Raw genomic sequence first — 20756 nt, 5'->3', positions numbered from 1 at the left:
GCTTTCTATGATTGTAGGACTTCATGCTTGTCCGCTATTATTGCTTGTCCATTTGACCATTCATTGCTTTTAGCATTTGATTGATCTTCTTCTGTGATGGCTTTTGACCCATTTGCATCATCATTACTTTTAGCATTTGCTCATTAATTGGTGGATTTTTCTTCAAGTAGCTCATCATATATTTACGTGCAATAAAAAAGCCTAATGCAACGCCACCAAGTAAAGCTACCACGATTAGTAAGATAGCTAACCATAATTCCATACAAAAACTTCCTCCTTCATGTTGTCTCACTACAGTGTACTAAACCATTAGCAATTATACAATATTTGTTTAGTGTTTTCCTAGCCTTTTATACAAACTTTCTTTCCTTGATGGGGTTGAGCCATCCATATTTATTCGCGATAAAATCCATAGCTAAAAAACATCGATCATATTTTCGCAGGATTTCAAAAAAAGCGGTTTCGGCTTCATAACTCCCTGTTGATTGGAGGTGAATGTAATCATTATGTATTGTTAGTTTTGCATAGCTATTAAATTCATTCCATTCGATAATGTGAATATGACTTTGTCTTTTATAAACTGAATAATGAGAAAGACCAGTTTCGATTTTCTTTTGAATTTGTAACGTAGGAATCGCTCTAGTGATAAATTCGATTTGTTTATGTAGGACATCTTTTCTATGGGTTTCGCATTGGTTATGTTCCAAGAACAGGTGATAGATTAGTGATTCTCGACCAAAGTAATGAGTTGCAAATTCTTCTTCTATTAAATATATGTGATATTCTCTCATACTCTTTCCTCCTAATACTACCTTTTAAAAATAGTATATTTGAAAGAGTCTGTGCATTTTGTCTGAAACTGGAGTAAGAATGGTCTAGTTTTGTCGAAACTGTTTCTTATGTAGAAAAGGGGTCCGAGTCGACCCCCTTTTATTACTTACTTGAGCAATTTTTTTACACGATTGACGACATTTTCAACGGAGAAACCATATTCCTTCATTACAATTTCACCAGGTGCAGAAGCTCCGAAATTATGGATACCAAGGATATCTCCCTCATCGCCTGTATATCTCTCCCAGCCAAGGGGAGTCGCCATTTCAATTGCTAATCGTTTTTTTACATTCTTAGGAATGACAGACTCTTTATATTCTTGCGACTGAGCCTCAAAGCGATCCCAAGAAGGCATACTTATAACGGAAACCTCAATATTTTCACTTGCAAGTTGTTTCTGTGCTTCTACAGCAAGACTTACTTCAGAACCAGTTGCTAATAGAAGAGCAGCAGGCTGTCCAGATGGTGCAGGTGATACAACATAAGCACCCTTTTGTACACCTTCATATGCTTTTTCAGCGGTTCCTTCTAAAGTAGGTAAATTCTGTCGGGTTAAAATTAGTGCTGTAGGAACCTCTTTAGACTCAAGTGCGGTTCTCCAAGCGGCAGCTGTTTCATTTCCATCTGCTGGGCGGATAACAGATAGATTTGGCATTGCACGTAATGCAGGCAATTGTTCGACTGGCTCATGAGTTGGTCCGTCCTCACCAACCGCAATGCTATCATGCGTAAACACATATGTGACAGGTACTTTCATTAATGCAGCTAATCGTATTGCTGGGCGTAAATAATCAGAGAAGACAAAGAATGTTCCTCCAAATACCTTAAGACCACCATGGAGCGCCATTCCATTCAAGGCAGCACCCATTGCGAACTCACGTACCCCAAACCATATATTTCGTCCGCTATAATCATTGGGCATGAAATCAGCAGCATTATTTATCATTGTTTTATTTGAACCCGCTAAATCAGCAGATCCACCAAAGAATTGTGGCACGCTTTGTGCAATAGCATTTAAAGACTCACCAGAAGAGGCACGAGTCGCAAGCTTTTTACCCACTTCATAAACAGGTAAAGTCTTTTCCCAACCTTCAGGTAGATCTCCATTAATCGCCAATTCTAGCTGTTTTCCAAGCTCAGGATTATTTTCTTTATAACTAGAGAACATTTGATTCCATTCTTGTTCATTTTGTTCCCCAGATTTTTTCACTGACTCCTCAAAATGGGCATAAACTTCATTTGGGACATGAAAATCATTTTCAAATGTCCAGTTATACGCTTCTTTTGTTAGTTTTAATTCATCTGCACCTAATGGTTCACCGTGCGCCTTTGATTTTCCGGCACGATTTGGAGATCCATATCCAATAGTCGTTCGAACCTCAATTAAAGTTGGGCGATTAAGATCACCTTTTGCTTCTTCTAAAGCCTTATCAATTGCGTCAACATCATTCCCATCCTCAACACGGATGTACTGCCAGCCATATGCTTTATACCGTTGCTCTACTGATTCTGAGAAAGCTTGATCAAGGTCACCATCTAGGGAGATATCGTTTGAATCATATAAAACGATTAGACGACCTAATCTTAAATGACCTGCCATAGATGACGCTTCAGCAGATACACCTTCCATCAGGTCACCATCTCCACATATCGCGTATGTATAATGGTCAACGATTTCTACCGAGCCTTTATTGTACACACCTGCTAAATGACGTTCTGCCATTGCCATTCCTACAGCCATAGCAATTCCTTGGCCAAGTGGACCAGTAGTCGCATCAACACCTGCTGTATGTCCATATTCTGGATGTCCAGGTGTCTTACTACCCCATTGACGAAATTGTTTTAAGTCATCAATTGTAAGGTCGTAGCCAGATAGATGAAGCATACTGTACAATAATGCAGATCCATGACCTGCTGATAAAACAAAACGGTCACGATTAAACCAATTTGGATTACTCGGATTGTGTCTCATGTGACGAGTCCAGAGGGCATATGTCATTGGAGCAGCACCCATAGGCATCCCCGGATGTCCTGAATTTGCTTTTTCTACTGCATCAATAGAGAGTGTACGAATCGATGCGATTGATAAGTCAGTTATAGAATGTGCCATTTATTTTTCATCCCTTTCAAAAAATTCTAATGATCTACAACTTGATAAAAACAGTGGGTTCTAATGTAGTATGCACAAAAAGAAAAGAATACATAGAAGTCTATGTATTCTTTGTTAATGTAATCTTTTCCGTTTACTTTCTTTTAACTTTTCAGGCGTTACATCATTACCCTTAGGGTCAACAACGGTTACTGAGTGTAGGGTATTAGACATCGAACTACGGAAGACACGTAAATACTCTTGTCTAAGTTCCTGTTGTTCCATCTGTTCTTTATCCGTAAGACCAACTGATTTTGCCTTTTTTGCCAATGCATTAATCCGTTGAATTTTATCTTTTGAAAGCATATTAGGACTCCTTGTAAAATCTTTTTCTAAATCATACTACATAGTACTAGATGAAAGATAATTTTACAAGCATTCTACATGCTGTCTATGCTTTAGCTTGCAGTGATAATCACCATTCCCATACTTAGTAAGATAAATAATACATAATAAATAAATCCATCTTGTAATTTCTTTAACATTATTAATTCCACCCCTACAGAATGTTTGTTCGTATTTTATATTTTCATCATAAGGCGAACACCTGTTTTTGTCAACACCTAATTCGAACTTATGTTTGTATAATCTAGTAAAACATGTTATACTCTTTTTAAGAATTACGGGATTTGTCAGGATTAGTTCTTAATTTAATCGAGCAAGATGGAAATGAAATTTGATACATATAAAGAATGTTATACGCAAGGGGATGAGTGAAGATGACAACAAAGCTATCAAAAAGACAGCAAGATATATTGAATTATATTAAACAAGAAGTTAAAGCAAAGGGTTACCCACCTTCCGTAAGAGAAATTGGTGAGGCTGTGGGACTAGCATCAAGTTCAACGGTGCATGGACATTTATCTAGACTTGAGAGCAAAGGATTAATCCGACGAGATCCAACAAAACCACGTGCCATTGAAATTTTACAAGTTGACGAACATGATACTATCCCTACTGCAAATGTCATAAACGTGCCCGTTATTGGTAAAGTCACTGCTGGTCAACCAATAACTGCAGTCGAAAATATTGATGAATATTTTCCATTACCTGATCGCTTTGCTGCTCATGATGACCAAGTTTTTATGCTAGAGATAATGGGTGACAGTATGATTGAAGCGGGTATCCTTGATGGGGACTATGTTATTGTTAGACAACAGCACTCAGCAAACAACGGAGATATTGTTGTTGCAATGACGGATGAAGATGAAGCGACTGTGAAACGATTCTTCAAAGAAAAAGACCATATTCGCTTACAACCTGAAAACTCTATGCTTGAACCGATTATTCTAAAAAGTGTATCCATTTTAGGGAAAGTCATTGGCGTATATCGCACTATTCATTAAAATAAGAGAGAACATTCCTAATTGGGATGTTCCTTTTTGGGAGCGCAAAAAACCCCTTAACACATTGTGCTAAGGGGTTTGCTCTTTATTAATACATTGTCATGTACTGTTCTCTCTCCCATGGATGGACCTGGGTACGGAACATGTCCCATTCAATCTCTTTTGCCTCGATAAAGTGTTCAAAGAGGTGTCCGCCAAGCGCATTAATTAACACTTCGTCCTGCTTAAGCATATCCAATGCGAGTGATAATGTAGGTGGTAAGTCCACAATACCTGCTTCATTACGCTCTTCTTTATTCATGATATAGATATTTCTATCAACAGGGGCAGGTGGTGTAAGTTTATTCTTGATACCATCTAAACCTGCAGCTAGTAATACCGCCATTGCCATATAAGGATTTGCAGATGGGTCTACTGAACGTACCTCTACACGAGTACTTAAGCCACGTGAAGCTGGAATACGAACAAGCGGACTTCTGTTTTGAGCGGACCAAGCTACATAACATGGTGCTTCATAGCCCGGTACTAAACGTTTGTAAGAGTTAACAGTAGGATTCGTTACAGCTGTAAAGCTAGCCGCGTGCTTTAAAATCCCCGCAATAAACTGTCTTGCAGTATCACTTAATTGAAGATCCCCTTTTGGATCAAAAAATGCATTTTCTCCACCTTTAAACAATGATAAGTTGCAGTGCATTCCTGAACCAGCTACCCCAAATAATGGCTTTGGCATAAAGGTTGCGTGTAGACCATGCTTACGAGCAATCGTTTTAACAACTAACTTGAAAGTTTGAATCTCATCACAAGCTGTAAGTGCATCCTCGTATTTAAAATCAATTTCATGTTGTCCAGGTGCAACTTCATGGTGAGAAGCTTCAATTTCAAATCCCATCTCCTCAAGTTCTAGAACGATATCACGGCGGCAGTTTTCACCAAGATCAGTCGGTGCTAAGTCAAAGTATCCACCGTTATCATTTAGCTCAAGAGTTGGTTCACCTCGTTGATCTAATTTAAACAAGAAAAATTCTGGTTCAGGTCCAAGATTAAAATTCGTAAACCCTAACTCTTCCATTTCTTTTAGAACTCTTTTGAGATTATTACGTGGGTCACCTTCAAAAGGCGTACCATCTGCATTATGAATATCACATATTAAACGAGCAACCTTCCCTTTTTCAGCAGTCCACGGGAAAATAACCCATGTGTCTAAATCAGGAAAGAGGTACATGTCAGATTCTTCGATACGAACAAATCCTTCAATTGAAGAGCCATCGAACATCATTTTATTACTTAATGCTTTCTCTAACTGACTTACAGGAATTTCAACATTTTTAATTGTTCCAAGAATGTCAGTAAATTGTAAACGAATAAACTTTACATTTTCTTCTTGCGCTAAACGAAAAATATCTTCTTTCGTATATTTGGACATTAAGTCTTCCTCCCCAAACTCTGTGTAAGTATAGTTTTTGTCAAAAATGCTATTAATGAAAAAATCTAGACATATCATTATGATGTGGGCTTGATTGCTTTTTAAATCTTCCTGCTTGCAATAGCTCATTCCTTAAAAGTCTTCTAAGCTCAGAATTTGATAATTCTTGTTTTACCGGCTCAACAGGTTTTTCGTCTACCTCAGGATCTTGGTTTTGAACCGCAAAAATTTGTTTTATTCCTGCTAGATTAACCTTTTGTTCGATTAAATTTTTTATTTCAAGTAATCGATCAACGTCATTAAATGAATAAAGTCTTCGATTTGTTTCAGTTCTTGCAGGAGTAATCAAACCATTTTCCTCATAATAACGGATTTGCCTAGCAGATAATTCAGTTAATTGCATGACAATTCCAATTGGAAAGAGTGGCATTGAACGTCTAATTTCGTCACCCATATGGCATCCTCCTTTTTACAACGAATAGTTAGATTTTATCCGATGTTAGATTATCTGTCAACAATATGTTAGAAAACATAACATGAAGAAGCAGAGGAATTTAATCCTCTGCTTCTATACTAATTAATCCTTTTGATAATAATTGATTTATAGCTAAACTAATCGCAATCTTGACATGTGAATAGGTAAGACCACCTTGAACATATGCAACAAATGGTGGGCGCGTTGGACCATCTGCTGTTAATTCGATACTCGCTCCTTGTATAAACGTACCCGCTGCCATAATCACGTCGTCCTCATAACCAGGCATATAACTTGGATAAGGTGTTACATGTGAATTGACTGGTGAGGCAAACTGAATTGCCTGACAAAAAGCCACCATCATTTCCTTATTATCAAATTGTACAGATTGAATTAAATCCGTACGTTTACAATTCCAGCTCGGCTCCGTCTTTAAACCAATTCTTTCTAGAATCGCAGCTGTGAATACAGCCCCTTTCAACGCTTGTCCAACAATGTGAGGTGCAAGAAACAGACCTTGATACATTTCCTGAAGTGTATATAGTGACGCACCAGCTTCCGATCCAATTCCAGGTGATGTCATACGATAGGAACATGCTTCAATCATTTCCTGTTTCCCAACTAAATATCCTCCCGTTTTGGCTAGTCCACCGCCAGGATTCTTGATGAGTGATCCAGCAATTAAATCTGCACCCACATGACAAGGTTCTAGTCGTTCTACAAATTCTCCATAGCAATTATCAACAAATACAACCACATCCGGCTTAATTTCCTTTACAAACTGAATCATCTCTTTGATTTCAGCAATTGTAAATGACGGCCTTGTTGCATATCCTTTCGAACGTTGGATCCCAATCATTTTTGTGTTTTCATGGATCGCATTCTTAATTGCGACAAAATCGGGTCTTCCATCTGACGTTAAGTCAACTTTGTTATAGCCAATGTGAAACTCTTTTAATGACCCATTTCCTGAACCTCTAATGCCTACAATCTCCTCTAATGTATCATAGGGATTCCCAGTAATGTATAGTAATTCATCATTAGGTCGTAATACGCCAAATAGTGCAATCGATATTGCATGGGTTCCTGAAATGATTTGTGGGCGTACAAGAGCTGCCTCACCGCCAAAGATGTGTGCGTATACTGCTTCTAATGTATCGCGACCTATATCGTCATAACCATAACCAGTCGAAGGCATAAAATGAGAATCACTGACACGGTTATCTTGAAAGCTTTTTAACACACGGTACTGATTAAAATCAATGGTCTTTTCAATTTTCGTATGTACTTGTTTAATTTTTTGTTCTGTTTCGTCAACTAACTTCGATATAAGTTGACCATAATCTAATTCTGTAAACATGATGTATTCCCCTTTATAAAATCAAATGCCCCTTGTAATCGATATCCCTACTTCGTTTTAAGGGGCAGAAAAGATGCAATTTATTCTAATGTATAGAGTTAAAATCTCGTAGTTGAGCAGTCAACGAATGGCTTGGAAATATATAACCCGTACAATCATATTTTTCTGATTCTTCATTGTAACTCAGTTCTTTTAAAATGGTTTCTTGTTTTAAATGTGCCAATATTCGTCCTTCTGAACTAGGAAGCGATACCTTATATTCTTCCATTTCTTCAATCATTGAATCCTCTACCTTTGTTTTAATTACCACTAGATCATTCTCTACAAAAGCACTAACTAAAATTGATTTTGATTTTGAAGAAGGAACAAAATCAGGATGAACTTTATCTTTTTTATTATAAAGTGTAAGGATCGGAATAGACTCGACACCAAGTTCATCTAGAAGTTTTAACACGGTTTTTTCATGATTGAAATAATCTGGGTTTGACGAATCAACCACATGTACAATTAAATCGGCTTCCTTCACTTCTTCCAAGGTAGATCTGAATGCAGCAATTAATGAAGTTGGCAAATCCTGAATAAATCCTACTGTATCGGTTAAAAGAGTTGTCAATCCGCAAGGGAGTATCATTTTTCGAGTCATTGGATCAAGTGTTGCAAACAATAAATTTTCCTCAAAAGAATCTGCCTCTGTTAAGCGGTTGAATAATGTCGATTTACCGGCATTCGTATAACCAACTAATGCAATCTGATATGTTTTATTTTTCTTTCTTCGTTCACGATAACGTTCACGGTGCTGGACAATTACCGATAATTGATTCTTAATATCATCGATTCGCTTATGTATATGTCGTCTATCTGTCTCCAGTTTTGTTTCACCTGGCCCCCTTGTACCAATACCTCCACCAAGTCTTGAAAGTTCTATTCCTTTACCTGTGAGTCGAGGAAGGAGATATTGAAGTTGAGCCAATTCAACCTGTAGCTTTCCTTCTTTCGAGTTTGCCCTGGAGGCAAAAATATCTAGTATGAGTTGGGTTCTGTCGATTACCCGTGCTTGAAGCTTTGAGGAAAGGTTCCTTACCTGACTTGGTGATAATTCGTCATTAAAAATAATCACATCTGGCTCTAACTCTTCTTCAAGGTTAACCAATTCCTCCACTTTTCCCTTGCCGATGTAAGTTGCTGAATGGACTCGCTCACGCTTCTGCGTAACGGTTATAAGTACTTGACCATTGGCAGTCTTTGTAAGAGATTGTAATTCTTCAAGTGAATAGTGAAATCGACTTTCGTCAACATTTTGAATTTGACAGCCTACGAGTATAGCTTTTTCTATATCCTTTTTCTGTTCGTGTGTCAATCCATTTACCTACTTTCATGAGGTTCTTTTTCTCTTGCTATCATAACAAATTTTGCGTAAGTACACCAATTTACACGAAAGAACCGCCTAGATATAGGCGGCACGTTATTCTTTAAAAATCAGATCTTGAGTTCTAATTGTTTGGAGTTCCTGTTTACTATACGCATCATCAATTAGTAATCTCATCGCCTGTGCACGAATTGACTTTTCAATAATATTACGTACATAGCGCCCATTACTAAATTTACCAGGATACGAATCCATTTTTACAGATAGTAAATGCTCACGTAATTTCCTCTCTGCTTCAGGACTGAATACATATTCACGGTCTGACATCATTTTTGCTGTGATTTCCATTAACTGATCAACAGTATAGTCTGGAAAATCAATCACAAGCGGAAAACGAGAGTATAATCCTGGGTTTAAAGAAAGGAAATGTTCCATTTCTTTTGAATATCCCGCTAAAATCAACACGAACTCATGTTGCTTATCTTCCATATGTTTTACAAGAGTATCAATAGCCTCTTTACCAAAGTCCTTTTCTCCACCTCTTGCTAGTGAATATGCCTCATCTATAAATAAGATACCTCCAATGGCCTTTTTAATCAAATCTCTTGTCTTTTGTGCAGTATGACCAATGTATTCTCCTACTAAATCTGCTCTTTCGGCTTCAATTAAATGCCCCTTGGAAAGGACATTCATTTGCAGAAATAATTTCCCTAATAGTCGAGCAACCGTTGTCTTTCCTGTGCCGGGATTTCCTTTAAACATCATGTGCAACGCTTGCTTTCCTGCCTTTAATCCCTGTTCCTCACGTTTTTTATTAATGTATATCCAAGCGTAAACTTCCTTTATCATTTTTTTCATTTCATCCATACCAACAAGAGTGCTCATTTCTTCTTCAATTTCCTTTAGAGCTGCATGTTTTGTTTGGATTCTTGTTGTAATTTCTTCTTTTGGTGTTGAGTGCAATACCTTTAACTTCTTCTTTTCACCGTTTAAAACAACATTTATTTGTCCATTGTTCTTCATTTTAATTGGTTGATCCAAGAGCTCTCACCTCTCATTCTGTGTACATTATACGTTGTTGGGTTAATTTCGTGACAAAAGCCCAAGGAAAAAACAAAATTGCAAGCGCCTTGCAAAAAGAACATCGACTTTCCATCGCCACACCCTGTGGCATAAATCGATATCAGCACTTCTGCGTGCAAGTCCGACAAGCATAGTATGATTTAGAATAGATTGCGCTGAAACTGGACGTAGGTCGCGAACATTTGCCTTTTTCCTTTTTATTTCTACAATATATTCACTCTTATTACATGAATCTATTGCTTTTTGTCAAAGATTGCGCTTTCCCAGAAAATAAATTTCCATACACTATAAGTATATGAGGCAGTTTGTAAATCTTGAAGAAAAAATAGACAAGATAAAAAAAGACAACCCTACTAGTATAAAGTAAGGTTGTCCTTTGGTCTTATTCAAGCTCAAGTTTAATATTTTTTTGTGGGGCAAAAGTAGAGATTGCATGCTTATAAATAAGCTGTTGCTTTCCTTCTGTTTCTAATAGGACTGTAAAGTTATCGAAACCTTTTACTAATCCTCGTAATTGGTATCCATTTAATAAGAATACAGTTACAAATGTCCCATCCTTACGCAGTTGGTTTAAAATTTGGTCTTGAATATTGATTGCTGATTTCATGAACTGTCCTCCTCTAGATCTTCCCAGAAATGCTAGAAATGTAATTGTCCAATATTGGACAAAACGAATAATCCTATTATTATCTATTCTCTTAAATTCCTAGCTTTCCTGCTATATATTTATAAATTTCATTAAAATTTTCTTTAAATCCGTTTTCCAATGACATATCAAACCATTTTACATCCATTTTATTTCGAAACCAGGTCAATTGCCGTTTTGCATATCTACGTGTATTTTGCTTAAGTTGATTAATCGCTTCTTCTAATGTTAGTGTTCCTTCTAAATAAGCATAAAGCTCTTTATAACCTATTGCTTGGATGGATTGACAACCTCTTAAGCCACGGGAATAGAAATTAGTGACTTCTTTTAGTAGACCAGATTCTACCATCAAGTCAACCCTTTTATTGATTCGTTCATATAATTTCCCTCGTTCCATGGTCAACCCGACAAGAGCAACATCATAGATTAGTTCCTGCTTCTGTCCCTCCACATATTCGGTCATGGTTTTCCCAGTTGTTTCAACGATTTCAAGAGCTCGAATAACTCTTCTTATATTGTTGGGATGAATGCGTTCGGCACTGACAGGGTCGATTTCTTTTAACTTCTTGAACAGGGAATCAATCCCGTTTTCAGAGACTTGTTTTTCTAGTGTTTTTCGATACTCTGGATTAGAGGCGTTATCAGTGAACTGATAATCGAAAATAACAGATTGAATATAAAGCCCTGTTCCTCCAACGATCATCGGCAACTTTCCTCGATTATGTATATCAGTTATTAAATTTCTAACAATCTCTTGAAACTCTGCAACCGAGAAACTTTCATGGGGTTCCTTAATATCAATAAGATGATGAGGAATTCCTTCCATTTCGTCGCTTGTTATTTTGGCTGTCCCAATATCCATTCCTTTATAGATTTGCATGGAATCGCCACTAATAATTTCGGCATTTAATTTCTTTGCAAGCTCTATGCTAAGCTTCGTCTTTCCAACAGCAGTTGGACCAATTAAAACGATTAACTTCTCTTTTTTCAATTCTTCCAATCAACCACTACCTTTACATCAATTCATACTATTATCGTAACACAGATAATAAGACGAATACTAAATTAGTATATCCAATTTGGCTGTAAAAATAACATTTTATTCTAATCTTCTCGAAACTTCTATACTACTTTCGGCTTATACGGTAAAAACTCGCATTATCCGCGAGTTTTCAACCGTTCCTAACAATTTTTTTCACATCACTCGTTTAAACATTTTTTCCATTTCATAGGTCGAATGATGTATGATAATTGGCCGTCCATGTGGACATGTAAATGGATCACTCGTACTTCGGAGAGTTTCTAATAAAGCAAAAATCTCATCATTCCGTAAGTGGTGATTTGCTTTAATTGATGCCTTACAGCTCATCATTATCGCGGCAGCTTCTCTCAATTTCTTAATATCGATTTTCTTATCATTAAGGACTTGTTCAATAATTTCCTCGATGACTTCTTTTTCTTCACCTTTAGGAAACCACTGAGGGTGTGATCGAACGATATAACTGTTATGACCAAATGGTTCAAGAAATATCCCGACCTGTTCTAAATCATTCTTATGTGCATTTATATTGATACAATCATCTGTCGAATATTCTAAAGTAATAGGAAGAAGCAATTCTTGAAGATCAGAAATATTTTCTCCGACCTTCTCTCTGAAATATTCATATTTAATACGCTCCTGCGCAGCATGCTGATCAATAATATAGAGACCCTTATCATTTTGGGCAAGGATATAGGTGCCGTGCATTTGACCAATTGGATACATTACAGGTACCCGTTCAGTTACGTTACTACCTTTTTTGACATCGTTTAAATCTGTATCTGTTTCTTCTTGTGGAGCGACACTAGTCGTGTTGTTTTCTGCAATAGTCGATTTTACTTTGTCAGTTGCCTTTTCCTCATAAAAAGGCGGTATGAATGTAGTTTGTAAATCAATCGTAATTTCTTGTTCTTGCGTTGTTTCCTCAGTATTTCCTCCAAAAAAACTAGGAACCAATGGTTCGTGTTCACGAGGTTCCGTTTTTACAGCATGTTGAAACATAAATTCCTGCTGTTCAGATTTTTGAAGATCATTCTTTTTTGGATAAACAGCATCAGGAATTAATTGCTTTTGTTTGAAAACATCCTTAATTCCCTCGTCAATTAATTGATTTAACTCCTGCTCCTTACTTATTCTTACTTCAAGTTTTGCAGGGTGCACATTCACATCAACTAACAAGGGGTCCATTTGGATATCTAGTAACACAATCGGAAATCGTCCAATCGGTAACAGAGTATGGTAGCCTTGTTGGATGGCTTTAACAAGCGGATAATTTCGTATATAACGCCCATTAATAATGGTTGATATATAATTTCTGGAAGCCCTTGTAACTTCAGGCATCGAAACAAAACCTTGTACTGTAAAATCAAGAGATTGTATGTGAATTGGCACCATTTGTTTTGCTATTCCAAGCCCATATATAGCTGCAAGAACCTGTCTAACATCTCCATTACCACTTGTATATAAAAGGCGCTTCCCATTGTGTAGTAACCGAAATGAGATATCAGGATGTGACAGCGCAATTCGATTCACAGCATCCGTTATATTACCAAGCTCGGTATGAACGGTTTTTAAGTATTTTAAACGAGCGGGTGTGTTGAAAAAGAGATTAGAAACCGTAATATCGGTTCCTTTACGACTATTTGTTGCTTTTTTCTCTATTATATGGCCACCCTGAATCACAATATGGGTTCCAGAATCATCCCCAGTGCTTGTCTTCATTTCGAGTTCAGAAACAGAGGCAATACTCGGTAATGCCTCACCTCTAAAACCTAATGTTCGGATTCGAAACAAATCATTTTCATCCTTGATTTTACTAGTTGCATGACGATGAAAGGCATTCATGCAATCTTCACTATCCATTCCGTCCCCATTGTCGATGATTCGAATTTTAGAAAGGCCCGCTTCTTCAATTTCAATTTCAATCACTGTGCTATTTGCGTCAATGGCATTTTCGACTAATTCTTTCACAACAGAGGCGGGCCTTTCAACCACCTCACCTGCGGCTATCTTATTCGATAGAAGATCATCTAGTTGAATAATTTTCCCCATGCCTTCACCTCATTCCTTAGAGATTGCTTAAAAGTAATAATGATATTCTACAAATCTCTGCATCATCAACCGTATCTTGATAATCCGGGGTTACGCATTCTCTAGTATTAGTTTTACTACCCTTTTAATTGTTTTTGAAGCTCATACAATTTGTTGATTGCCTCTAGTGGTGTAAGTCCTAAAATGTCCATCTCCTTGATGGATTTTAAGGCATCTTTTTCCTTCGAAGTAACTTGTTTATCCCCCATTTTATAGGAAGCTTTTGTTTCTCCAAAAAATGATAACTGTAGATTATCAGCAGGTTCAACCGACCTTTCAGATTCTTCCGAAGAAACGGCAACTTCTTTTTCTGTTTGTTCAAGTTGACCTAATATTTCTTTTGCACGTTCAATTAAAGAGTCCGGAAGCTCTGCAAGCTTGGCTACATGAATGCCGTAGCTTTTATCTGCGGCTCCTTCTTTGACTTTATGAAGAAATACAACATTGTCATTTTCTTCTATCGCACTAACATGAATATTCTTTACGTTTTCTAATTTTGTCTCTAAATCTGTCAGTTCATGATAATGCGTGGAGAATAGAGTGTGCGCCCCTATTTGTTGATGAATATGTTCGATAATCGCTTGTGCAAGTGCCATACCATCATAGGTCGAAGTCCCACGTCCAATTTCATCAAATAATAATAAACTCTTTGAAGTTGCATTCACAAGAGCATTTTTAGCCTCGAGCATTTCTACCATAAAGGTACTCTGTCCAGAGATTAAGTCATCTGCTGCACCAATCCGAGTAAATACTTGATCATAGATAGGTAAGACCGCCTCGCGAGCTGGGACAAAGCAACCAATCTGTGCCAAGATAGAAGTAAGAGCAATCTGTCTCATATACGTACTTTTACCAGACATATTGGGTCCTGTAATAAGTAGTAATGCTTGGCCCTGCTGCATGACACAATCGTTTGGCACATATTCTTGCGCCTGCATCACCTTTTCGACAACTGGATGACGACCGTCTTTAATAAAAAGCTGTTCTTCAGAAAATTGTGGCTTACAATAATGACGCTCTTCACTTATGGTTGCGAAACATTGAAGCACATCTAATTCACTAATTACTTTCGCCAAGGCCTGTAGTCGCGGAATATAACCTTTTACTTGTTCACGAATATCAATAAAAAGATCATATTCTAATTGAACAATCTTTTCCTCTGCTTCAAGTATCAATGTTTCTTTTTCTTTAAGTTCAGGTGTAATAAATCGTTCTGCATTGGATAATGTTTGTTTTCTTTCATACATACCTTCTGGTAGGAACTGCAAATTAGCCTTAGACACTTCGATATAATAACCAAATACTCGGTTATATCCTATTTTCAAAGACTTTATTCCTGTTTTCTCCCGCTCCTGCTTTTCCAAAGAAGCAATCCAAGTTTTCCCATTCCGGCTTGCATCACGATATTGATCAAGTGTAGCATTGAAGCCATCTTTAATAATATCGCCTTCTTTAATCGACAGAGGCGGTGATTCTTTAATGGAATGCTGAAGAAGTTCCGTTAACGATTCACAAAGATCCATTTGCTTAGCAAGATTAGTTGCATAGGGGTGTTTCAATTGTGTAACAAGATGATAGATACCTGGAACCTGTTCGAGTGATTTCTTTAGCTGTAAGAGATCTCTAGCATTTACATTTCCATACGCAACTCGTCCAGCAAGTCGTTCAAGGTCATATACTCCCTTTAATTGGTCCCTTAACTCTAATCGCTCAAAATAATGTTCGATGAAGGTTTGGACCATGTTATGGCGTGATTCTATTTCACTTTTATTCAATAATGGTCTGTCAATCCACTGTTTTAATAAGCGTCCGCCCATCGCAGTAACAGTTTGATCTAATAGCCATAATAAAGATCCTTTCTTCCCCTTACTACGGATTGTTTCAGTAAGCTCTAAATTACGCTTCGAATAAAGGTCGATTTTCATAAATTGGTTTGTGTGAAAAATACGAACTTCTTGAAGGTGGTCCAGTGATCTTTTTTGTGTTTTCATTAAATAATTTAATAATCTGCCATAGGTGAGGACCATTTTTTCATCCTCTAACCCCTGTATCAATTGCTCAAATTGATTTGCTATCGTGCAATTATCCTCGTACGATAGCGTTACGGAACAACGCTCAATCAACGCTTTTCTATATTTATCATCAAAATCAGATGAAACGACTACTTCTTTTACTCCATTTGCATAAATCTCCCCAATAACATCGTCAAAATGGAAAGATAATAATGATACACGATTCTCACCTGTTGTTAAGTCAGTTAATGCAAAACCAAAAGAGTCATCTGAAAATGAGGTAACAGATGCTAAAAAATTATTTTCTTTCTCTAACAAATTTTTACCTTCCATAACAGTTCCTGGTGTAATCAATTGAATAACTTCACGTTTTACAACACCTTTTGCCTGTTTTGGATCTTCTGTTTGCTCTGCAATTGCCACTTTATGTCCCTGATTCACTAATTGTTCAATGTACCCTGCAGCTGCGTGGTAAGGGACACCACACATTGGAATTTTATCATTAGTCCCGCCATCTCTGGCCGTTAAGGTTATTTCTAAAATTTGTGATGCATTAATTGCATCCTCAAAGAACATTTCGTAAAAATCTCCAAGACGAAAAAATAAAAAGGCATCTTTATAATCTGCCTTAATCGTTAAATATTGCTTAATCATCGGCGTATACTCTGCCATTTAATAATCCCCCAACACTTTGATTCTTACAATATTATATCATAAATTCAAATGCGCCTTGGCGTATTTGCGCCCAGATTTTTTCGCGTTTACGCGAAAAGTTACATTTAAGAATCTGTGGCATCCGCCGGAGGCTTAACTTTATTCTTACATAGTATAATTCTAACTAATTATATACCTTTTCACCTTAATGCCACACATGTAAAATTAGGTGATTTTTAAAGAATAAAGTTATGAGGTGGGTAGTACTTGTTTCCCAATAAATGAAAAAAAACTAGGAAGTCGTGCCTCCTAGTTTCAACTATTCTTCTAAATCACCAACTAAAAAGTCAGGATTTAAATCCTCAAATTCTTCGTCGTCTACATCCCAATCCTTGATATCCTCGTAGCATCCATCAGGATTGACATGAACACAAACTTTTGTTTCACCAATTACTTCTGCAAGAAGCTCTCTCTCAACCTCAACGAGAATCTTGTTTCCATTAGGTGAAATTGTGCATTCTAAGCAATTTGGTTGTTGAAGTACTTCAACGATCACGTCACAGCTGTCACCTAAGAAATTCTCATCTCTATACTTCAGTTTGATATTGTCACAGTATGAAAGCGTTTCGGTAACGACTTCTGTTTTTGTATTGTTACCGAAAGAATACCAAACGTTTACATCGAACCTGCCTTTCACTTCTACAGTATTACCTTTTTTCTCTGCTTCGTAGCTGTGGTTAATGATCCAGCATCCCAAAATGCTAGATGGGTGGTGCGGTGGATTAATTGTATAAGTAGACTGTGAAAACTTACGTCCTTTACCTACAACAGCTTTTGTGATAATTTCTCTGTATTCAGACATTCGAACAAACCCTCCTCAATCAATCTTCAATTCATCCTATGCGGGACATTTGACTAGTGTGCTAAAGACTGATTTCTTTTTCAAAACTTTTTGCAAGTCATGCTCTTTCTTGGTGTACACCGAAAAAGTGGAATTTGCCATTCAAGTAAGTACCTAAAAGAACGCATTGTCCTTCTCTTTATACATGAACCTTACGATTACCGTATAATTCATTGTATGCGCGTTCGCCCATTTATGTACCTTTTTTTATAAGCCGTACGAGCTAAAATAAGAATCTGAGGTCTGAGGAAGCAATAATAAAATAAAAAAAAGCAAAAGCTAAACGCTTTTGCCTTCTTTCTTAGTGGCATCCACAACCACTTTTATTATTTAGTTTTGAACCTGTTTCACCTGCTAATAAATCTCCACCAGTAGAAACAACAATTTCATTCGTTACATTGTTTGAAATAGTATGTGCTACAAGTTGTAATAGATCGTTCACTTCAATTTGAGAATTCTTGAATTCTTCTACAACTGGAATGCTGTCAAGTTCTTCTTGTAGTTTATCAATCTTATCTTCAACTTGCTTTAATGCTTCAGACTTTCCATAATGTTGGAAGTTTACAGCTTGTTTTTGCAAACTCTTAATTGTTTCGATAATCTCTTGCACTTTTTTGTTTTGGTTGATTTGTGCTTCTGCACGTTTAAAGAAATCAACTTCTTGTGTTTCTGCTATCATTTTCGCAAGCTCTGTTGCGCGCTCTACGATTTGTTCTTTTGTATATTGACCCATGTTAGTTCACCTCTACCGCTTCCTCAATCATTTCTCCATCTAGTGTCCATGTTTTTGCTTGAGTAATTTTCACTTTTACAATTTTACCTATCGCAGATTTTGGACCTCTGAAGTTAACTAGTTTATTTTTACTCGTATAACCTGCTAATACTTCAGGATTATTTTTGCTCTCACCTTCAACAAGCACATCCACTATTTGATCTTTGTATGCAAGATTTTTCTTTGCTGAAATTTCATTAACCAATGCATTTAGTCGTTGAAGTCGTTCCTTTTTCACTTCCATCGGAATGTTGTCTTCCATTTTTGCTGCAGGTGTTCCTTCACGTGGTGAATAGATGAATGTATAGGCAGAATCAAATTCTACTTCTCTATATAGAGACATAGTCTCTTCAAATTGTTCATCCGTTTCATTCGGGAATCCAACAATAATATCCGTAGTAAAGGAAGCATTCGGAATTTGTTCCTTCATTTTTCTAACAAGCTCTAAATATGATTCTCTTGTGTACTTTCGAGACATTAACTTTAAAACTTGTGAGCTTCCTGACTGAACTGGCAGATGGATATGCTCCATAAGGTTGCCACCTTTAGCAAGAACCTCAATTAAATGATCATCGAAATCACGAGGATGACTTGTTGTGAAGCGAATACGTGGTATATCAATCTTACGCAATTCGTCCATTAAGTCTCCTAAACCGTATTTAACATCTTCAAAATCCTTACCATAGGCATTTACATTTTGACCAAGTAACGTAATCTCTTGATAGCCTTGCCTTGCTAAGTGACGTACTTCTTCAATAATATCCTCAGGACGACGGCTACGCTCCTTACCGCGTGTGTAAGGTACGATACAATACGTACAGAATTTGTCGCAACCGTACATAATGTTTACCCAACCCTTAATATTACCTTTACGTACTTTTGGAAGGTTCTCAATGATGTCCCCTTCTTTGGACCATACTTCAACAACCATTTCTTTACTGAACATTGCTTCTTTTACGATGTAAGGAAGGCGGTGAATATTATGGGTACCGAAGATCATATCAACAAATTGGTGCTTTTCAAGAATTTTATTAACAACTGACTCTTCTTGGGACATACATCCACAAACACCGATGATTAGATTTGGATTTTCTAATTTTAATGGTTTAAGATGACCAAGTTCACCAAATACTTTGTTTTCTGCATTTTCACGAATCGCACATGTATTTAGTAAGATAATATCAGCATCCTCAGTATTTTCAGTAGGCTCATAGCCCATTTCCATAAAAATACCTGCCATTACCTCCGTATCATGTTCATTCATTTGACACCCGTACGTACGGATTAAAAAGCGTTTTCCTTTTCCTGCATGAATCATGTCCTCAGGAATTGAAAATTCTTTTAAGTAATTTACTTGTTCTTTACCACGTTTCTTCGCATCTTTTAATGAAGGTGGTTGATAAACGGATTGAAAATACTGGCTGTAATCCTTTTCGGATTTTTTGTCCGCAGGTTTTACTTGAGTACTTTCAAGACGCTGTTTTTCGTTCATGTTAGATCTCCTTCCTCTAGTTACGCTACAAACCTACACATTTAACTAGTATAAGGTTTAACAAGTTTTAATACAATAAAACCATATAATTGTAGAAAAATGTACATTTTTAGACAAGATACACATGCCTATTCTATCATTCAACAAACAACGAGTAAAGATATAAGAAAAGCAGATACTCCCACTATTAGACAAATCATAAAACCCTACTTAGAGAAAAACCTCTAGTAGGGTTCTACGATTGATAATTTACATAAATTCTGAGACTAACTTGTTGAATTTTTCCTCATTCAAATTCAAATCGGCGTGTACAAGTGGTGTCTCACTGTATCCATGTACAAGTTCTTGGTAGGAAGGCTTTTCTGTGTTTTGATAGATAAGACCTGTTACAAGACTGTTATTTTTCATTAAAGTTTGCATCGCTAGTGAACGGTCTGAAGGATCATAACCTTCCACATCAGCGAGTTTTGTAAGGTTTTCCTTAAACCAATCATATGTGTTGACTTTGTTATACGTAACACATGGGCTGAACACATTGATTAAGGAGAATCCTTTATGTTTGATTCCTGCTTCGATTAGAGCAGTTAAATCCTTAAGATCTGTTGAGAAGCTTTGTGCTACAAAAGTAGCTCCAGCAGTTAACGCCATCTCCATGACTGAAAGGGCAGATTCAATTGATCCTTTTGGGGTACTCTTTGTTTTAAAGCCCATTTCACTTCTAGGTGAAGTCTGACCCTTGGTTAGTCCATAGATTTGGTTATCCATAACAATGTATGTGATATCGACATTACGACGGATTGCATGAATTGTGTGGCTCATTCCAATTGCATATCCGTCACCATCCCCCCCTGAAGCAATAACAGTTAAATCACGGTTTGCCATTTTTACACCTTGGGCAATTGGTAAAGAACGCCCGTGAATTCCGTGCAATCCATATGCATTAATGTATCCAGAGATACGTCCAGAACATCCGATTCCAGATATAACCGCTAGCTGTTCAGGCTCCAGACCAATATTCGCTGCAGCACGTTGAATTGCTGCTTGTACGGAGAAGTCCCCACACCCTGGGCACCAGTTTGGTTTTACATTATTACGAAAGTCTTTAAATGTCGCCAT

The 20756-nt window shown here is 37.0% G+C and carries 18 protein-coding genes; 1 reads left to right on the top strand and 17 read right to left on the bottom strand.

The genetic code is table 11. The features are described 5' to 3' along the window. Positions 1 to 37: 37 nt before the first annotated feature. The 4 genes from CZ490_RS05285 to CZ490_RS05270 form a co-directional block, all read right to left on the bottom strand. The gene (locus CZ490_RS05285; RefSeq protein WP_077617915.1) at positions 38 to 262 is read right to left on the bottom strand and encodes a YneF family protein; all 225 of its coding nucleotides are present in this window, start codon (positions 260 to 262) and stop codon (positions 38 to 40) included. An 88-nt stretch (positions 263 to 350) separates the two neighbouring features. After that, a complete protein-coding gene (gene sirA / locus CZ490_RS05280; protein WP_077617914.1) occupies positions 351 to 791 on the bottom strand; it encodes a sporulation inhibitor of replication protein SirA in 441 nt (146 codons plus the stop codon). Between the two features lie 146 nt (positions 792 to 937). After that, the gene (tkt, locus tag CZ490_RS05275; protein WP_077617913.1) at positions 938 to 2941 is read right to left on the bottom strand and encodes a transketolase; all 2004 of its coding nucleotides are present in this window, start codon (positions 2939 to 2941) and stop codon (positions 938 to 940) included. Between the two features lie 114 nt (positions 2942 to 3055). Next, complete coding sequence (locus CZ490_RS05270) at positions 3056 to 3286, bottom strand: DUF896 domain-containing protein (RefSeq protein WP_077617912.1); 231 nt, start codon at positions 3284 to 3286, stop codon at positions 3056 to 3058. Positions 3287 to 3699: 413 nt separating this feature from the next. Here CZ490_RS05270 and lexA point away from each other — a divergent pair, with 413 nt between their 5' ends. Continuing rightward, positions 3700 to 4326, top strand: a complete 627-nt coding sequence (gene lexA, locus CZ490_RS05265) for a transcriptional repressor LexA (RefSeq protein ID WP_077617911.1) — start codon at positions 3700 to 3702, stop codon at positions 4324 to 4326. Between the two features lie 88 nt (positions 4327 to 4414). Here lexA and glnA read toward each other — a convergent pair whose 3' ends face one another. The 13 genes from glnA to CZ490_RS05200 form a co-directional block, all read right to left on the bottom strand. Further along, on the bottom strand, positions 4415 to 5749 hold the full coding sequence (gene glnA, locus CZ490_RS05260) for a type I glutamate--ammonia ligase (RefSeq protein WP_077617910.1): 1335 nt from the start codon (positions 5747 to 5749) through the stop codon (positions 4415 to 4417). Between the two features lie 52 nt (positions 5750 to 5801). Continuing rightward, positions 5802 to 6203, bottom strand: a complete 402-nt coding sequence (locus CZ490_RS05255; RefSeq protein WP_077617909.1) for a MerR family transcriptional regulator — start codon at positions 6201 to 6203, stop codon at positions 5802 to 5804. A 100-nt stretch (positions 6204 to 6303) separates the two neighbouring features. Beyond that, positions 6304 to 7584 (bottom strand): methionine gamma-lyase family protein, encoded by a 1281-nt coding sequence (locus CZ490_RS05250; RefSeq protein ID WP_077617908.1) that lies wholly within the window; start codon positions 7582 to 7584, stop codon positions 6304 to 6306. Between the two features lie 85 nt (positions 7585 to 7669). Next, the gene (hflX, locus tag CZ490_RS05245; protein WP_077617907.1) at positions 7670 to 8941 is read right to left on the bottom strand and encodes a GTPase HflX; all 1272 of its coding nucleotides are present in this window, start codon (positions 8939 to 8941) and stop codon (positions 7670 to 7672) included. Positions 8942 to 9046: 105 nt separating this feature from the next. Next, positions 9047 to 9991, bottom strand: coding sequence for a stage V sporulation protein K (gene spoVK / locus CZ490_RS05240; protein ID WP_077617906.1), 945 nt, complete (start codon positions 9989 to 9991; stop codon positions 9047 to 9049). Positions 9992 to 10415: 424 nt separating this feature from the next. Then, entirely contained in the window at positions 10416 to 10640 is a 225-nt protein-coding gene (gene hfq, locus CZ490_RS05235; protein ID WP_077617905.1) for an RNA chaperone Hfq, read from the bottom strand. A 91-nt stretch (positions 10641 to 10731) separates the two neighbouring features. Next, the gene (miaA, locus tag CZ490_RS05230) at positions 10732 to 11679 is read right to left on the bottom strand and encodes a tRNA (adenosine(37)-N6)-dimethylallyltransferase MiaA (RefSeq protein ID WP_077617904.1); all 948 of its coding nucleotides are present in this window, start codon (positions 11677 to 11679) and stop codon (positions 10732 to 10734) included. A 195-nt stretch (positions 11680 to 11874) separates the two neighbouring features. Further along, entirely contained in the window at positions 11875 to 13770 is a 1896-nt protein-coding gene (mutL, locus tag CZ490_RS05225; protein WP_077617903.1) for a DNA mismatch repair endonuclease MutL, read from the bottom strand. Between the two features lie 116 nt (positions 13771 to 13886). Continuing rightward, entirely contained in the window at positions 13887 to 16493 is a 2607-nt protein-coding gene (gene mutS, locus CZ490_RS05220) for a DNA mismatch repair protein MutS (RefSeq protein WP_077617902.1), read from the bottom strand. Between the two features lie 301 nt (positions 16494 to 16794). After that, a complete protein-coding gene (locus CZ490_RS05215; protein WP_077617901.1) occupies positions 16795 to 17337 on the bottom strand; it encodes an outer spore coat protein CotE in 543 nt (180 codons plus the stop codon). A gap of 340 nt (positions 17338 to 17677) precedes the next feature. Further along, positions 17678 to 18109 carry a regulatory iron-sulfur-containing complex subunit RicA gene (ricA, locus tag CZ490_RS05210; protein WP_077617900.1) on the bottom strand — a complete coding sequence of 144 codons (432 nt, stop codon included), beginning with the start codon at positions 18107 to 18109 and terminating at the stop codon, positions 17678 to 17680. 1 nt (position 18110) lies between these two features. After that, positions 18111 to 19640 (bottom strand): tRNA (N6-isopentenyl adenosine(37)-C2)-methylthiotransferase MiaB, encoded by a 1530-nt coding sequence (miaB, locus tag CZ490_RS05205; RefSeq protein WP_077617899.1) that lies wholly within the window; start codon positions 19638 to 19640, stop codon positions 18111 to 18113. Positions 19641 to 19889: 249 nt separating this feature from the next. Then, entirely contained in the window at positions 19890 to 20756 is an 867-nt protein-coding gene (locus CZ490_RS05200) for a 2-oxoacid:ferredoxin oxidoreductase subunit beta (protein ID WP_077617898.1), read from the bottom strand.

The organism is Litchfieldia sinesaloumensis, from assembly GCF_900156865.1.
GTDB lineage: Bacteria > Bacillota > Bacilli > Bacillales > Bacillaceae_L > Ferdinandcohnia > Ferdinandcohnia sinesaloumensis.
Note: the sequence above shows the minus strand (reverse complement) of the source record. Positions and strands in the feature narration are given on the sequence as shown.

Bases quoted from the DNA above. Each gene is read 5' to 3' on its own strand.
- CZ490_RS05285 (WP_077617915.1), bottom strand. From the start codon at position 262: ATGGAATTATGGTTAGCTATCTTACTAATCGTGGTAGCTTTACTTGGT.
- sirA (WP_077617914.1), bottom strand. From the start codon at position 791: ATGAGAGAATATCACATATATTTAATAGAAGAAGAATTTGCAACTCAT.
- tkt (WP_077617913.1), bottom strand. From the start codon at position 2,941: ATGGCACATTCTATAACTGACTTATCAATCGCATCGATTCGTACACTC.
- CZ490_RS05270 (WP_077617912.1), bottom strand. From the start codon at position 3,286: ATGCTTTCAAAAGATAAAATTCAACGGATTAATGCATTGGCAAAAAAG.
- lexA (WP_077617911.1), top strand. From the start codon at position 3,700: ATGACAACAAAGCTATCAAAAAGACAGCAAGATATATTGAATTATATT.
- glnA (WP_077617910.1), bottom strand. From the start codon at position 5,749: ATGTCCAAATATACGAAAGAAGATATTTTTCGTTTAGCGCAAGAAGAA.
- CZ490_RS05255 (WP_077617909.1), bottom strand. From the start codon at position 6,203: ATGGGTGACGAAATTAGACGTTCAATGCCACTCTTTCCAATTGGAATT.
- CZ490_RS05250 (WP_077617908.1), bottom strand. From the start codon at position 7,584: ATGTTTACAGAATTAGATTATGGTCAACTTATATCGAAGTTAGTTGAC.
- hfq (WP_077617905.1), bottom strand. From the start codon at position 10,640: ATGAAATCAGCAATCAATATTCAAGACCAAATTTTAAACCAACTGCGT.
- mutL (WP_077617903.1), bottom strand. From the start codon at position 13,770: ATGGGGAAAATTATTCAACTAGATGATCTTCTATCGAATAAGATAGCC.
- mutS (WP_077617902.1), bottom strand. From the start codon at position 16,493: ATGGCAGAGTATACGCCGATGATTAAGCAATATTTAACGATTAAGGCA.
- CZ490_RS05215 (WP_077617901.1), bottom strand. From the start codon at position 17,337: ATGTCTGAATACAGAGAAATTATCACAAAAGCTGTTGTAGGTAAAGGA.
- ricA (WP_077617900.1), bottom strand. From the start codon at position 18,109: ATGGGTCAATATACAAAAGAACAAATCGTAGAGCGCGCAACAGAGCTT.
- miaB (WP_077617899.1), bottom strand. From the start codon at position 19,640: ATGAACGAAAAACAGCGTCTTGAAAGTACTCAAGTAAAACCTGCGGAC.
- CZ490_RS05200 (WP_077617898.1), bottom strand. From the start codon at position 20,756: ATGGCGACATTTAAAGACTTTCGTAATAATGTAAAACCAAACTGGTGC.